This is a genomic window from Rhodopirellula halodulae (assembly GCF_020966775.1).
Lineage (GTDB): Bacteria > Planctomycetota > Planctomycetia > Pirellulales > Pirellulaceae > Rhodopirellula > Rhodopirellula halodulae.
The window spans coordinates 724,656-739,746 of record NZ_JAJKFV010000029.1 but is presented as its reverse complement, the minus strand read 5'-3'; the positions used below and the strand labels follow the sequence as shown (position 1 = coordinate 739,746).

At 56.5% G+C, this 15,091-nt stretch carries 8 protein-coding genes; 7 read left to right on the top strand and 1 reads right to left on the bottom strand.

Annotation, left to right across the window (positions count from 1 at the left end; genetic code table 11):
* The first annotated feature begins 6 nt into the window (after nt 1-6).
* From LOC70_RS15655 to LOC70_RS15625, 7 genes are read left to right on the top strand one after another with little or no spacing between them, the layout of a single operon-like run.
* A complete protein-coding gene (locus LOC70_RS15655) occupies nt 7-1,002 on the top strand; it encodes an AAA family ATPase (RefSeq protein ID WP_438811194.1) in 996 nt (331 codons plus the stop codon).
* A 1-nt stretch (nt 1,003) separates the two neighbouring features.
* Nucleotides 1,004-2,047, top strand: a complete 1,044-nt coding sequence (locus tag LOC70_RS15650) for a DUF58 domain-containing protein (protein WP_390889047.1) — start codon at nt 1,004-1,006, stop codon at nt 2,045-2,047.
* Nucleotides 2,047-4,212 (top strand): BatA domain-containing protein, encoded by a 2,166-nt coding sequence (locus tag LOC70_RS15645; protein WP_230254945.1) that lies wholly within the window; start codon nt 2,047-2,049, stop codon nt 4,210-4,212. Before LOC70_RS15650 ends, LOC70_RS15645 begins: the two co-directional genes overlap by 1 nt.
* On the top strand, nt 4,193-8,140 hold the full coding sequence (locus tag LOC70_RS15640; RefSeq protein ID WP_230254944.1) for a hypothetical protein: 3,948 nt from the start codon (nt 4,193-4,195) through the stop codon (nt 8,138-8,140). Before LOC70_RS15645 ends, LOC70_RS15640 begins: the two co-directional genes overlap by 20 nt.
* Nucleotides 8,137-10,557: a hypothetical protein gene (locus LOC70_RS15635; RefSeq protein ID WP_230254943.1), complete on the top strand. Its 2,421-nt coding sequence runs from the start codon at nt 8,137-8,139 to the stop codon at nt 10,555-10,557. The genes LOC70_RS15640 and LOC70_RS15635 overlap by 4 nt, the downstream gene beginning before the upstream one ends.
* Nucleotides 10,554-11,690 carry a hypothetical protein gene (locus LOC70_RS15630; RefSeq protein ID WP_230254942.1) on the top strand — a complete coding sequence of 379 codons (1,137 nt, stop codon included), beginning with the start codon at nt 10,554-10,556 and terminating at the stop codon, nt 11,688-11,690. The genes LOC70_RS15635 and LOC70_RS15630 overlap by 4 nt, the downstream gene beginning before the upstream one ends.
* Nucleotides 11,687-12,466: a hydroxypyruvate isomerase family protein gene (locus LOC70_RS15625; protein WP_230254941.1), complete on the top strand. Its 780-nt coding sequence runs from the start codon at nt 11,687-11,689 to the stop codon at nt 12,464-12,466. The genes LOC70_RS15630 and LOC70_RS15625 overlap by 4 nt, the downstream gene beginning before the upstream one ends.
* Here LOC70_RS15625 and LOC70_RS15620 read toward each other — a convergent pair.
* Nucleotides 12,453-14,876 (bottom strand): DEAD/DEAH box helicase, encoded by a 2,424-nt coding sequence (locus LOC70_RS15620; RefSeq protein ID WP_230254940.1) that lies wholly within the window; start codon nt 14,874-14,876, stop codon nt 12,453-12,455. The genes LOC70_RS15625 and LOC70_RS15620 overlap by 14 nt on opposite strands.
* Nucleotides 14,877-15,091: the final 215 nt, after the last annotated feature.

The window sequence follows — 15,091 nt, the reverse complement described above, 5'->3', positions numbered from 1 at the left end:
GACACTTTGACGCAAGAAGACGAAGCCCGCGTGGTGGAACAAATTCGCGAGGGACGTGAACGGATCGTTCAAGAACTCTCCAAAGTCATCATCGGCCAAGAAGAAGTCATCGAGCAGTTGCTGATCTGCCTCTTCGCCGGTGGGCACTGCTTGATCACCGGAGCCCCGGGACTCGCGAAAACGTTGTTGGTCAGCAGCGTCGCGAAAATCTTTCACCTGAAGTTTCAACGCATCCAATTCACACCTGATTTGATGCCCGCGGACATCACCGGAACAGAGATTTTGGAGCAATCGGCGGATGGCCATCGGGAACTTCAGTTCGTCAAAGGCCCCATCTTTGCCAACGTGATTTTGGCAGACGAAATCAACCGCACACCGCCCAAGACTCAAGCGGCGTTGTTGGAAGCCATGCAAGAACATCAGGTGACCGCCGGTGGTCATCGATACGAATTGGAGGAGCCCTTCTTTGTACTGGCGACGCAAAACCCGATTGAGATGGAAGGCACTTACCCACTGCCCGAGGCGCAACTGGACCGCTTTCTATTCAATGTCTTGATCGATTACTTGCCGCCCAAAGACGAATTGGCGGTGGTGATGCAAACCACGGCACAAAAACCCGCTCCGATCGAACCCATTTTCACTGGAGAAGACGTGGCACGTTTCCACGCCGCCGTGCGACGGGTTCCCATCGCCGAATCCATTGCGGCTTACGCCGTTCGTTTGGTCGCTGCGACCCGCCCCGGTCGAGATGGCACGCCCGACTTTGTCAACGAATACGCGTCGTGGGGAGCCGGACTTCGCGCGGCACAAACGTTGGTCCTGGGCGCCAAGGCCAGAGCATTGCTGAACGGCCACGCGCACGTCCGCACGGAAGACATTCAAGCGTTGGCTCACCCAACCCTTCGCCACCGCGTCTTGCTGAGCTACCGCGCGGAAGCCGAAGGTTTTGATGTGGAAAAGCTGGTCACCCGCTTGCTCACCGAAACGCCAACGGAAGTCTGAATTGAGCTGGTTCCAACGTTTTTCAGGTACTTCGCAACCGGACGCTCGCCAGGCAAGCCGGTCAGGGAACTCGTCGGCAACGGCAACCGGTCGAACCGACGCCGCGGCATCCATGGATCCACACGCCTTGATGCGGATCAAAAACCTTCAGTTGCGATCCAAGTTGGTGGTGGAAGGTTTCTTTGGCGGTCTGCATCGAAGCCCGCTGCACGGTGCTTCGGTGGAATTCAGTGAATACCGTTCCTATTCACCCGGCGATGATCCGCGAGGGCTGGACTGGAAGCTCTTTGCCAGAACCGATCGTTATTACATCAAGAAGTTCGAAGACGAAACCAACCGGCGATGCCATCTCTTGGTCGACCAGAGCCAATCGATGGCTTACGGTTCGCTGGAGTACAGCAAAATGGACTACGCCAGAACCCTGGCGGCAACGCTGGCTTACTTCCTGACTCTGCAGCGTGACCATGTTGGATTGATGACCTTCGATGAAGCCATCGCCGATGTCGTTCCGGCTCGAAGCCGCACGGGGCACCTGCGCCAAATCCTCGCATGCCTCGATCGTCCCACCGCCGGCAAGGGAACCAACTTGAACCGCCCGCTGTCGCAAATCGCGGCGGTCACGCAGCGGCGTGGGTTGGTCGTGTTGATCAGCGACATGCTGGCTCCGACCGACGAGCTTCAGCGATCGCTCGCTTTACTACGATCTCGACAACACGAAGTCATCGTCCTGAGAGTCCTGGATCCCAACGAAGTTGAAATTTCGGTGGATCAATCCAAAGTTCTGGTGGACATGGAAACAGGACGAAAGATCCAGGTTGATCCGGACGCGACTCGACGGTCATACCAAACCGCATTCCGAGAACACGCGGATGGTTTGCAAGCGATCTGCAATGCCGTTGGCGCGGCGATCTACACCACGACGACCGACCAACCCTTGCAAGATTCGCTGTCAGACTTCGTTTCTGCACACCAACGCCGGCCGATTGCTGCCAGCCGTGCGGGAATGCTGGGTGGCGTGGGTGCGGGCGGCGGAGGAGGTTCCTAATGAGCATGCTGGCACCTCTCTTCTTCGCCGGTGCGTTGACTATCGCGGCGCCGATTTTGTTTCACTTGATTCGGCAACACCCCAAGGGCTCTGTGCCATTCAGCTCGGTGATGTTCCTGCGTGAGGTCCCATCACGGCTGACTCGCCGCAGCCGCCTTGATCAATGGCCGTTGCTTCTGATTCGCAGCTTGGCGTTGATTTTGCTTGCTGCCGCGTTTGCACGACCGTTCCTTCGCAGTTCGGCTGACCTATTGAATCAAACCCCGGCCAGACGAATCGCATTGGTCATCGACCGCAGCGCCAGCATGCAACGCGAAGACCTCTGGCAACAAGCCGTCGCGAAAGCGGAATCAGTCATCGAGGATCTTTCTGCCAATGATCAATTCGCGATCTTCGTCTTTGACTCAGAGGTCAAAAAAGAATGGGAGTCCAACAACACACTGCTGGATGAAGGCCAACGGCAACTTGCGATGGAAACGTTGCGTGCGACCCAATTGAGTTGGAAAGCAACGGATCTGGGCGTGGCTCTTCGCGAAGCCGCTGACTGGGCACAATGGCCGGAAACATCGATCAATAGCGAGACCGAAGATGCACCAGCATCAACGAACTCAGCATTATCCAGTCCAACTTCCTCCAGCTCCAATCGCTCTGGCCCCGGCCCCGCCAGCTTGGTTCTTATCTCTGATCTGCAAAACGGTGCGGCCATTGACGCGTTGCAACAAAATGCATGGCCCGAGCAGGTAACGCTTGACATTCGCCGCGTGGCCCCGCGAGAACCCGGCAACGCCACCGCGGTCGTGATGAATGATCCCGCGCGAGACAACATCCGAACCGGCCAGAAAGACGCAGAATTTCAATTACCGATTCGGGTGATCAATTCCAAGCTCGCGTCGCAGTTCGACTTGTCGCTGACTTGGGACCCTGAGGATGAACCACAGAACATTCAGGTCGAATCCGATTCGGTCCGGGTGGTGCGAGCGACTCCTCCCGCCCAGAACGGTTCGGAGATCACGCCACCCATTGTACTGTCAGGAGACAACTCGCCGTTTGACAACACGGTTTACTGGGTGGCTCCCGAGAAGCGAACTTTTCAATTGCTGCATGTTGGTCGCGAAACAGATGAACCTCGCGAGAGCTTGTCGTATTACCTGCGGCGAGTTCCGCTCGATAACGCGACGCGGGAAGTCACGATCGAAACCGTTGACCCTTCTGGTCTTCCGCCTGACGTCGATCCAAAGCAGTGTCCATTGTTGGTCATCAGCCAAGTCAGCGGTGACGCCGCGTTTCAATCTGCCTTGCAGCAATACACGAACGATGGTGGACGATTGCTGTTCGTCATGGATGATGCGAAATCCGCGAACGAGTTGCTTTCGGTGATCTCCGCGTTGACCAGTTCAAAGAACTTGACCGTTGAAGAAGCCAAGGTTTCGGACTACGCCATGTGGTCTGAAATCGACTTTTCGTCGCCCGTGTTCGCGGCGATGTCGGACCCGCAGTTCAACGATTTCAGCAAGATTCAATTTTGGAATTATCGCTCCGTCAACGGCCTCACCACGCAAGCCGAGACGAATGAAATTGACTGGAACGTTTTGGCAAGCTTTGATTCAGGTGATCCCGCCTTGGCCAGATCCGGCAACGTTTGGTTGCTGACCAGCGGCTGGCAACCCTCGCAGAGTCAGTTGGCTTTGTCGACCAAATTCCTTCCATTGATCGCACAGCTATTCACTGGCAATGAACCCATCACAGGGTCGTCGGTGGGACACACGATCGGAACACCGCTGCCATGGCCACCCTCGGCGGGCTCCCGCTTGATTCGATCGGACGGCGAAACAACCGCCTATGAAGACAGCCTGGATGCGGAATTCATCGACCGCCCAGGTGTGCATCAGCTCCGGCTTCCGGACGAGACCATGATTTCGTTTGCCAGCAATTTGGCGGAAACGGAAAGCCAAACGGATCCGATGGAAGAGGACACACTCGAACGGCTGGGCATCCCGCTGGGCGAAGCTCCTGACAGCGAAACATTGACCGAAGCGACACAGCAATTGCGTGATCGCGAACTCGAAAGCCAACAACGATTGTGGCAATGGTTGCTACTAGCCGCGATCATTCTGTTGGCGGTCGAAACCCTTTGGGGAGGACGCTATGCAAAAAGAATTGCTTGATTGCATTCATCCAGTCATTCGTCGACTTCGCCGGCTACGGTTCTGGCAATCGCTGGGTTGGCTTGCGTGGACGCTGGTTGCGTTGGTGTATCTTTGGCGGCTTCTGTCGAGTCAGCCCTTCACTCCCGCCAGCTCGGTCGCCATTGCTTCGACATGTCTGTGTCTGATCGTTCTCTGTTTCATTCAATCGCGTTTGCGCGTTCGCAATGTGCAGAATGTGGCCCGACAAATCGAACATCGCTATCCGGATTTGGATCAACGATTGATCACGGCCGTCGATGATTCGGTCGCCCGACAACCGGAAGCCTATTTGAATCAACGTGTGATACGGGAAGCTCGCGACCACGCCCGTCGAAACGATTGGCCCGATGTGGTATCTCGGCGGTGGATGTGGTTCAGCCGGTTGTTTGGTATGTCGGGAACCGTCACGGCGCTCGCTCTGGCCGCGTTGTTCTCGCTGGCCAAACCAGATGCCATCGTCAAAGCATCCTCCGTCGCATTGCCGCGTCCTGACGTGATCATTCAGCCAGGCAATACCGAGATTGAACGTGGCACCAATCTGTTGGTCACCGCAGAATTCCAGGCCAATTGGATCAGCCAACAATCTGCGGTGGAACCAGAACTTGTTTTAACGGAGACGCTCGCCGATGGTCCGATAAACTCCGAGGACGCAGACTCAGACGAGGAGAACTCTCCGCGAACCGTTCGTTTACCGATGCGGCGTAGCATGGCCGATCCCATTTGGGGCGGGCTGGCTTCCGAAGTGGACGAATCATTCACCTATCGAATTGAACTCCCGCATTGGTCCAGCGAGTCGTTTCGTGTCGACGTGTTCGAATACCCGAGCGTCACCCGCAGTGACGCCGAGATTGCTTACCCAACGTTCACCGGATTGGAGGATCGTCGGATCGAGAACACGGTCCGCATCTCCGTCGCCGAAGGCAGTCAGGTGACATGGTGGATTCGTGTTAACAAACCGATCCAAGCCGCGAAATTGCTGCCGAAGCCTTATCGAAACAACTCGCCCGAAACCGTTGATCCACAACCAATTGAGTTGCGTCCAAACGATGCAGACCCGTTGTGGTGGTCCGCTTCGTTCGAGGTCAATCAAAGCCAACGTTTCGATGTCTGGTTGCAAGACGATCGAGAACGTTTGAACCAGAAGAAAACGCAGCTTTCGGTGAGGATGCTTCCCAACCAAGCCGCGAAAATCCGGGCGACGATCGGCGGTGATCTCTCGGTTTCCGCCCTGGAGGAATTTCCCGTGGCCGCGGAAGTCCGGGACGACCATGGGATCGCACGCGCCGGGGTGACACTCACATTCGCAGACCAACCACCGCGTGACGTGGTACTGACGGAAGACGTGCCATCAAACCAGAAACGAACCATCCAGTACATGGTCGACATGGAATCGTTGGGGGCCAAACCGGATCAATTGCTTTCGTATTCGTTCTGGGCTGAAGACGCCGTGGCAACGGACGAATCGGACAACGAAACACGTCGCACCCAGGGTGATCTGTACTTCGCGGAAGTCCGACGGTTCGAGGAGATCTTTCGCGAAGGCGACGCTCAACCCAGTCAGCCCTCTGAGCAACCCAGCCCGCAACAACAGCAGGCCGAAGAACTGGCTGACTTGCAAAAGCAAATCATCCAAGCCACATGGAAGCTTTCCCAAAACATGATTCGCTTCACCGATGAGGTTGCAAGTGACACCCAAGTGATTGCCGAATCACAGCAAGATGCCATCGCTCAACTTGATGAGCTAGCCCAAGAGCTTCAGGACGTTGATTCAAAACGACACGCGGTGGACACGCGGCAGGCGATGGAAAAAGCGGTGGAGGAACTGACTCGTGCCATCGAATTGAAAGACAAGTCTCCGTTGACATCGGCGTTGGTGTCCGAACAAGCCGCCTACGCCGGGTTGCTGCGTTTGCGGGCCAGCGAGTTCCAGGTGACTCGATCGCAACAGCAACAACAGCAAAGCCAAGGATCGTCCAGCCAACGCCGACAACAACAACTGAATGAACTGGAGTTGGACCAAGACGAGAACCGCTACGAAACGCAGCAGCAGGCTCAATTAACTCCCGAACAACAAGCTCAGCGGGAAACACGTCAGGTGCTCAGCCGTTTGGCCGAACTCGCACGTCGGCAACAAGACCTGAACGAAGAACTGGCTCAGCTTCAATCCGCATTGCAACTGGCGGACGACGAGGAAGAAAAAGAGGAATTGCGTCGACAGCTCGAACGCCTGCGTGAGCAACAGCAGGACATGCTTCGTCAAACCGACGAAGTGATGGAACGCATGAACTCACCCGAAAATGCGGCGGAGATGCAGGAAGCCAGTCAACAACTCGAACAGACACGAGAAAACATTCGCGAGGCCGCCGAAGCGTTGCAACAACAGGACGCTGCGTCGGCACTTTCCAGCGGTAAACGAGCGGAACGTGAATTGGAAACGGTGCGAGAAGAAATTCGCGAACAAGCCGCCGGCCAATTCGACGAAGCGATGCAAACGATGCGTGAGCAAGCTCGCGAATTGAGTTCGCAACAAGAACAAATCGAAGAGCAGCTTTCCAACTTGGATTCGCTAACAGAATCACCAGGCCTGCGATCCAGCGGCAGTCGAGAAGAACTTCAAGACGCCCTCAATCAACAACGTGAGTCACTGGGCGAATTGATGGACGACATCGAACAAGTCGTCCAGGAAGCCGAAGAGGCGGAACCGTTGCTGGCTCAAAATCTCTACGACGCGTTCCGAGAAACGCAGCAACGTCGCGCAGAAGAACGCTTGGATGCGGCCGGACAATTGCTGGAACGTGGCTTCGACCCACAATCGCAACAAATGGCCGAACAAGCCGGACAGGCGATCGATGAATTGACCGAACAGATCGAAGCCGCTGCCGAAAATGTTTTGGGCAACGAGGCCGAGGCACTTCAGCGTGCCGCAAATTTGGCGGAACAACTTCAATCCGCTGTGGAAGACGAAATGCGACAGGAACGCTCACAAAACGGGAACGACAGCGATGGCGAATCCACCGCCAACGCTTCGGAACAACCACCAACCGAACAGGGCAGCGGGCAAGCCAGCAACCAATCGAACCAACCCGAGGCAGGGCAGGGCGGTGAGACTTCCGATAGCGATTCCCCTTCACCCGGCGGTGCCCCAAGCACTGATCCCGAAGGTTCCGAAGAACCAATGAACGATTCTCAGCCTTCCGAGAACCAGGAATCACCCCCGTCGGAATTATCGCAGGAACAACAAGGCAGCGGAGGGGGTCAGGGACAAGGTCAGAGCCAACAGCAAGGCCAACCGTCTTCTGAACAACAGCCCTCGTCAGCGCAGCAACCATCGTCAGAGCAGCAGCCGGGTGAACAGCAGGGTCAACCCAATGGGGGCCAACAATCATCAGGCCAACAGCCTGGAGACCAACCCCGCCCCGGCCCACCGGGCTTGCGTCCCCAATCCCCAGGCCAGTCACCCAGCCAAACACCTTCCCAGAACCCATCGCCCTCTGAATCGCGATCAAGACAAGGTGGCAGCAACCCCAGCGCGGCTCAAGCACCTTCCACGCCCAGCGATTTTGCTTCACCGTTGCTCGGAGAAGGTTTTCGCGAGTGGTCGGATGGTCTGCGAGACATCGAGGAAATGGTTTCCGATCCTGAGCTTCGCTCACGCGCGACCCGAATTCGCGAAAGAGCTCGTGAGATGCGACAAGACATTCGCCGCGAATCCAAAGCACCGCAGTGGAACTTGGTGGAAGAGATGATTGTGGAACCGATGCGAGAGCTACAACGCGATCTCGCAGAAGAGTTCATGCGACGCAGCACGAAGAAACAGTCGCTCGTCCCCATCGACCGCGATCCAGTTCCCGATGAATACACCGAGGCTGTGCGCCAATACTATGAGCGAATCGGGAGCGGGCTTTGAACGACACTATCATCACGACGGATGATTGGTCGAACCATCTGGTGTGGGGTGCGCCGGAGTGGCTGATCCCCGCCACGATTCTCGGCGTGATCCTAACGATCGCTATCGCGTGGTCGTATTTTCGATCCCGTGGTTCAGTTCCCTTGCGACTATTGGCGGCGGGACTGAAGCTGCTGGCGGTGGCACTGATGCTGCTGTGCTTGCTGCAACCCATGTGGCGTGGCGAACGACCACGACCGCAGGCGAATCTTTTCCCGATCTTGGTCGACACCAGCCAAAGCATGCAGCTTCAAGATGCCGACGCCCACCAGTCGCGAGGCGATACGTTCGCCCAAGCCCTAGCCGATGGCTCACCTTGGCGAACGGAATTGGAGCGAACTTTTGACGTGCGATTGTTTGGAGCAGATTCGCAACTGAGTCGATTGAGCGACATGGACTCATTGGATTTCTCCGGTCAGCAATCGTTGCTTCAAACGGCGATCGACACAATCGTTCAAAGAATGGACGGTCGTCCCGTGGCGGGAGCATTGTTGTTCAGCGACGGCAACCTGACCGATGCCGACAGCGGTCGCTTGCAAGTTCAGTCGCCGTTTCCGATCTATCCTGTTTTGTCGGAAAACCGCAACTCACCCACCGACCTCAAACTGCAATCCGTCAGCGTCACTCAAAGCGATTTTGAGACGTCGCCGATGACCGTTCGCGCCGATGTGATGGCTACCGGAATCGCGAATGAGGACGCGGTCGTTCAATTGCTCAATGCAGCCGGACGGGTCATCCAAGAGCAAACGATCCGGCTCGAAGAAGAGGGCAAACAACAATCGGCGACTTTCCGCTTTCGTCCGGAGCAAGCCGGAACACAGTTCTATCGCGTCGTCACATTCACCCCGGCACAACGTGCCGCCATCCGAACTCGCATTGATGAAGACGACGTTTGGTTGACGGCCCCCACGGATGACGAAGCGACCCTTCGCAACAATCAACAGTGGATTGACGTTCAACCTCGACGTGGTCCGTTTCGAATTCTGTATCTCGCCGGCCGTCCGAACTGGGACTTCAAGTTCCTTCGTCGAGCGTTGCAGAGCGACGCGGAAACGCAGTTGGTCGGGTTGCTCCGGATCGCTGACAAAGAACCCAAGTTCAGCTTCCGCGACAAGGGCGTCAACAGCAGCAACCCATTGTTCGCTGGTTTAGGCGAAGACGAAGAAGAGACGCGTGAGAAATACGACGAGGCGGTGATGATCCGTCTGGGCGTCAAGGAATCCGAAGAATTGAGCCAAGGTTTTCCTGAAACCTCCGAAGAGCTTTACGGTTACCACGGAATCATTTTGGATGACATCGAACCGGAGTTCTTCACACAGGATCAGATGTTGCTGTTGCGACAGTTCGTCAGCCTTCGCGGTGGCGGTTTGCTGATGCTGGGCGGCCAAGAATCGTTCGACGACGATTCGTTTACGACGTCACCTCTGGGCGAGCTTTCGCCGGTTTACGGACCGAGAAATCGATCGGACTCACCCGCTGCGGCGGGCAAATGGTCGATCACTCGCGAAGGGATGCTGCTGCCGTGGCAACGACTTCGGGAAACGACGGCGGCGGAAAAAATTCGTCTGCAACAAATGCCCGCCTTTCGTATCGCACACGAACTGGGTGACATCAAACCCGGTGCGATTGAACTGGCTCAACTGCAAACGGCGTCTGGACAGACTGGGCCGGCATTCGTGACACAGCGGTTCGGCAAAGGACGCACCGCTGCGATGCCGATCGGCGATTTTTGGCGTTGGTCCATGCGACGCAGTGAAGAGCAAAGCACGGGTCAAGACAACGATGACCCCGCACAGGCGTGGCGTCAGATTGCACGCTGGTTGGTCGGCGAAGTCCCTCGGCGAGTGCAGTTGTCGATGGAACCTGTCGCCAGCAATGGATCGATGCAGTTGCGAGCTTCGGTCTTCGACGAAGACTACCTGCCGATGGAAAATGCTACGGTTACCATGAACGTGATCGGGGAAGACGGCAAACCCATCGCTTTGTCTGCTCGCCCCAACGCCGACGAACTTGGCATCTATGATGCGACATTTGTCTCGCGTGAAGCAGGCCGTTTTCGAGTCTCCGTCGAAGCCAAGGCTGCGGATCAGAGTTTCATCGGACAAGATGAAGGTGGCTGGGTCAGCGATCCCGGACGCGAGGAAACCCAAACGCTCACGTGGAACGAGGACTGGTTGAATCAACTGGCAACCGATACCGGTGGCGAGGTTCTCCGGCTTTCCGACTTGCAGGCCTTTGTAAATGACCTTCCCAATCGGGAGATCCCGGTGACGGAAACTTGGGTGTACCCACTTTGGCATCAAACGTGGGTCATGCTGCTGGCGATGGCCTGCTTATGCGGTGAATGGGGGCTGCGGCGTTGGAAAGGTTTGGCATGAACGAACAGACATCGAAGAATGACGCACCAATGAACACGCAAGAGTTCCGGAGTCATCGTTGGCTCGCCGCCTTCCCGACCGGGCCGATGACGGCACTGTTGCTCGCTGCCCTCTGTCTGCAAGTTCACGCAGAAGAAACCTCCGAAACAATTCCAGCCGCCACCTCGCCTGACGCGGCGGAAATTGCCCCCGCTTCCTCGCGAGGAGATTTGATTCTGGTCGTCGGGGCGGCGGGATTGCCCGAGTATGAATCGCAGTTTGCGGCCTGGGCAAAAACATGGGTGTCCATCGCCGAAAAATCGGATCTCAATGTGTCACGCATTGGCATCGACGCTCCCGCGAAGACGGCGGCACCAGATACATCGATTCAAAGCGATCTTGAACGATTGAAACAAACGATCAGCAGTCTCACCCCCGATTCACCGCGACCGGTTTGGATCACGCTGATTGGTCACGGGACATTTGCTCGTGGCGACGCCAAGTTCAATCTTCGCGGGCCTGATGTCTCCGCCAAACAACTCGGCGAATGGTTGGCGGTTCTGGATCGACCGATTGTGATCATCAACAACGCTTCCTCCAGCGGTCCGTACATCAACGAACTTTCTGGGAACGATCGAATCGTCGTCACGGCGACCAAGAGCGGGAACGAGCAAAACTTCGCACGCTTTGGACAGTACTTTGCGGAAGCTTTGTCATCCCTCGAATCCGATTTGGATCACGATGAAGCGGTGTCAATTCGGGAAGCGTTTGTTCGAGCGAGCAAGGCGGTGGAGTTGTTTTACGAGAGTCAGGACCGAATCGCCACCGAACATGCTCTGCTGGATGACAACGGGGATGGCCTGGGCACGCAAGCCAAAGACATTCGCAAACAGGCCGTGTCCGCCGAACAACGGGCCAAGGTGGATGGCAAGGAGGCGAGCCGAATGACCATCGCCCCGGTTGCCAACTCGCTGCGTTGGACCGACGATCAACTTCAACGCCGAGATGAACTGGAAGCTCGCCTGGATGCACTACGACTGCAACGGCTTTCCAATCCAAACGTATCGGACAATCAATCTTTTACTGAACTGGAAGTGATTCTGGTTCCGCTTGCCGAACTGTATCACGAAGTCGAAAGCAACTCTCCCCCATGAATCAACCCGCTCGATTGAACGCTTCCGTATGCGTGGACGCCGTCCTCGAAGATCTTTCCACCATTGACGCGATGCAGGTGGTTGCGCGTTGCGGATATTCGGCGTTTGAATTCTGGACGTGGTGGGACAAGGACTTGGAGGCGATCCAGAAAACTCGCAAAGAGTTGAACTTGGCGGTCGCGGCGGTTTGCACGAAATTCGTCAGCTTGGTGGATCCTTCCACGCGTGCCGAATACCTGAGCGGACTCGAAGAATCCATCGAAGCCGCCAAGCAGTTGCAGTGCCCCACCTTGATTTCACAAGTCGGGGACGCTCGCCCAGGCGTCAGCCGCGAAGAACAACGCGACTGCATGATTGAGGGGCTGAAACAAGCGGCTCCTAAACTAGAAGACGCCGGCGTGACGCTGGCGATTGAGCCACTCAACGAATTGATTGACCACGCCGGCTACTACCTCGTGCGCAGTGATGAAGCGTTTGAAATCATCGAAGCGGTCGACAGCCCAAACGTCAAAGTCACCTTCGACATTTACCACCAACAGATCAGCGAGGGTCATGTGATCGCGAATTTGACCGAGAACATCGGTTCGATCGCTCACTTCCACGCCGCCGGGAACCCCGGTCGACATGAACTCGACCGAGGTGAACTGCACTACCCATCCATTTTTTCCGCGATCGCCGAGACCAACTACTCCGGCTACGTGGGGCTGGAGTATTGGCCTGTGGATGATGCGGAAGCGGGCCTTCAAAAAGCGTCCGACTGGATCAAGAAGGTTTAAACTTCTTTTTCGAGCGTTTGGCCGAAGGTGCGGTGCTTCCATTGTTTCGCGACTTGTTGCCGAACGAACGTTTTCCTCCGCTGAACTTGCGTCCTCGCGAATCGTCCCGTGCAAATGGTTTCCGCTTGCGGTGACCGCCTTTGTGGAACGGTTTGCGACCACTGAAATCGTCAGAGTCCTGGAAGTCCTCACCAACCTCTTCCAAGTTCAGACGTTTGCCAGCGACCCAAGTCTTTCGCAAAGTTTGGTAGATGTCCGAAGGCATGCCCTCGGGCAAATCGATCAGGGTGTGCGAATCGCGAATATTGATGGGGCCGATGAACTCGCCATCAATCCCAGCCTCATTGGCAACCGCTCCCACAATGTTCCCCGGCTTCACGCCGTCCTGCCAGCCAACGTCCAGCTTGTAGCGGGTCATGCCAGCCTTGATGGGCGTGAGCGGACGACCTTTCCCGCGACGGGGACGATCGTCGCCGGCATACCCTCGTCCGCCGGATCGGTCACGAGCATCAAAATCATCTCGTCCGCGATCTCGATCATTTCGTTCGCGTTTCTTCTTGGGTCGTTCTTTCATCATGAACGGTCGGCCGTTCTGGCTCATTTCAGCGAGCGCGGCGGCGATCATTTCGATGGGTTTGCCTGACTCTTCGGCGTACTGCGTGATCAAGTCCTTAAAGATCGTCAGGTCTTGTTCGGCGGTCACATCGGTGATGCGTTGCTTGAACCTTCGAACCCGAGCTTCATTGATATCATCGACCGATGGCAGATCCACCACTTCGATGGTTTGCTTGGTCGCCTTTTCAATGAACCGCAATTGACGACGTTGGGCGTTGGTCAAGAAGATCACCGCCTCACCATTGCGGCCAGCACGACCGGTGCGTCCGATCCGGTGCACATAGCTTTCGTTGTCATGCGGCAAATCGAAGTTGAACACGTGGCTGATTCGCGGCACGTCGAGCCCGCGAGCTGCGACGTCCGTGGCCACCAAAATATCGAGCTGCCCACGTTTGAGTTGCTCGATTGTACGTTCGCGGACCTTTTGCGGCATGTCGCCGTTGAGAGCCACTGCGGAAAAACCTTGTTGGGTCAATTTTTCAGCGACACTCAGCGTGGAATCCTTGGTCTTGGTGAAGACGATCACGCCGTCCGTTTCTTCTGCTTCTAAAATTCGATGCAACGCATCAACCTTGTCGCGCGGTGCGACGAAGAGAGCACGTTGCCGAACGGAAGCTGCCGTGACGGTTTTCGATTTGATCCGAATCCGAGCGGGGTCGCTGAGATATTCGTCCGCGATTTCGCGGATTGGTTTGGGGAGCGTTGCAGAGAACAAAGCCACCTGACATTCATCCGGTGCCTTTTCCAGGACGAACTGCACGTCCTCCAAAAATCCCATGTTGAGCATTTCATCGGCTTCGTCCAGGACCAAACAGTCCAAGCTACTGAGGTCCAATGTACCGCGGTTCACGTGATCGATCACTCGACCGGGCGTTCCCACCACCACTTGAACACCACGACGAAGCTGTCGCAGTTGCGGTTCGTAGTCCTGGCCGCCGTAGATGGCGGCGGTTTCGAAACCGTCCAATTTCGCACCGTACTTGGTGAACGACCGAGCGACTTGGACCGCCAACTCACGAGTCGGCGCCAAAACCAGCACCTGCGGTTTGCGGCGTCCCATGTCAATTCGAGAAAGAATGGGCAATGCAAACGCCGCCGTCTTTCCCGTTCCAGTTTGCGACTGAGCCAACACGTCGCGACCATCCAGCATGTAGGGGATGATCTCAGCCTGAATCGGAGTTGGTTTGTCATAGCCGGCTTCGGCCACGGCCCGTTTCACTTCATCACGAAGATCCAAGTCACGGAACAGTGGCTCGGTTGAGACGGGCTCGGTCGAAACAGGCTCGCTCGCAACAGGTGCGGCTGCGACGGGTTGGGTCGAGACAGGTTCGGCAGGTGCCGGTGGTCGTGTGCTGGCGGTTGGTTCTTCAACGACCTCTGGCGGATCAACGACGTGCGTTTGCGGTGCCTCGACAACGGGCTCCGTTTCCACAGGCTCGTGAGACAATTCGGGCGTCGGTGTTTCGACCCTCGGTGTCTCAGTCGCGTCCGCGAATGGCTCCGTCTCGCTTGAGGTCACGGGTTCCGAGGTTGAATCTGAGGCACTGTTGACGCCCTCTGCCGTTGGCTCGCCTGCACAATCGGCTTGGTAGTACAACAGCGTTTCGTCGACCGTTGGATTCGTGGTCGCTGCGGGGTCGATCACGGGGTCCGCGTATTGCGAAGCCCAATCGCCGTTGGGCTCCACGGGAGCTTCGGCGGTCGACATCTGGTAGGTGTCGACGTCGGATGGCTGAGATTGCTCAGTTGGGGTTTGCGTTTGGGCCGATTCATCGGAAGCGGTGCGTTCAAACATGGGGTGACTCGTGCGGTTAAAAGGCAGCCGCAACCAGGCTGCGCACACGCAGTCGGTGAGGTCACGGCAGAATGGGTAAGGATGGAACGCGACCCAAATCGAAGGGCAGGGATTCTTCATTCCCTTGAGCTGCCGTGCCTTGCTGGCTGGCAACCGTTGCGTTCCGACACAACCGCGACGCCGCTTCTCATTCACTTGAAAGAATCCGCTTCACA

What these genes read in the sequence shown, in the direction of transcription:
- LOC70_RS15645 (WP_230254945.1), top strand. Translation starts at nt 2,047, where the DNA reads ATGAGCATGCTGGCACCTCTCTTCTTCGCCGGTGCGTTGACTATCGCG.
- LOC70_RS15640 (WP_230254944.1), top strand. Translation starts at nt 4,193, where the DNA reads ATGCAAAAAGAATTGCTTGATTGCATTCATCCAGTCATTCGTCGACTT.
- LOC70_RS15630 (WP_230254942.1), top strand. Translation starts at nt 10,554, where the DNA reads ATGAACGAACAGACATCGAAGAATGACGCACCAATGAACACGCAAGAG.
- LOC70_RS15625 (WP_230254941.1), top strand. Translation starts at nt 11,687, where the DNA reads ATGAATCAACCCGCTCGATTGAACGCTTCCGTATGCGTGGACGCCGTC.
- LOC70_RS15620 (WP_230254940.1), bottom strand. Translation starts at nt 14,876, where the DNA reads ATGTTTGAACGCACCGCTTCCGATGAATCGGCCCAAACGCAAACCCCA.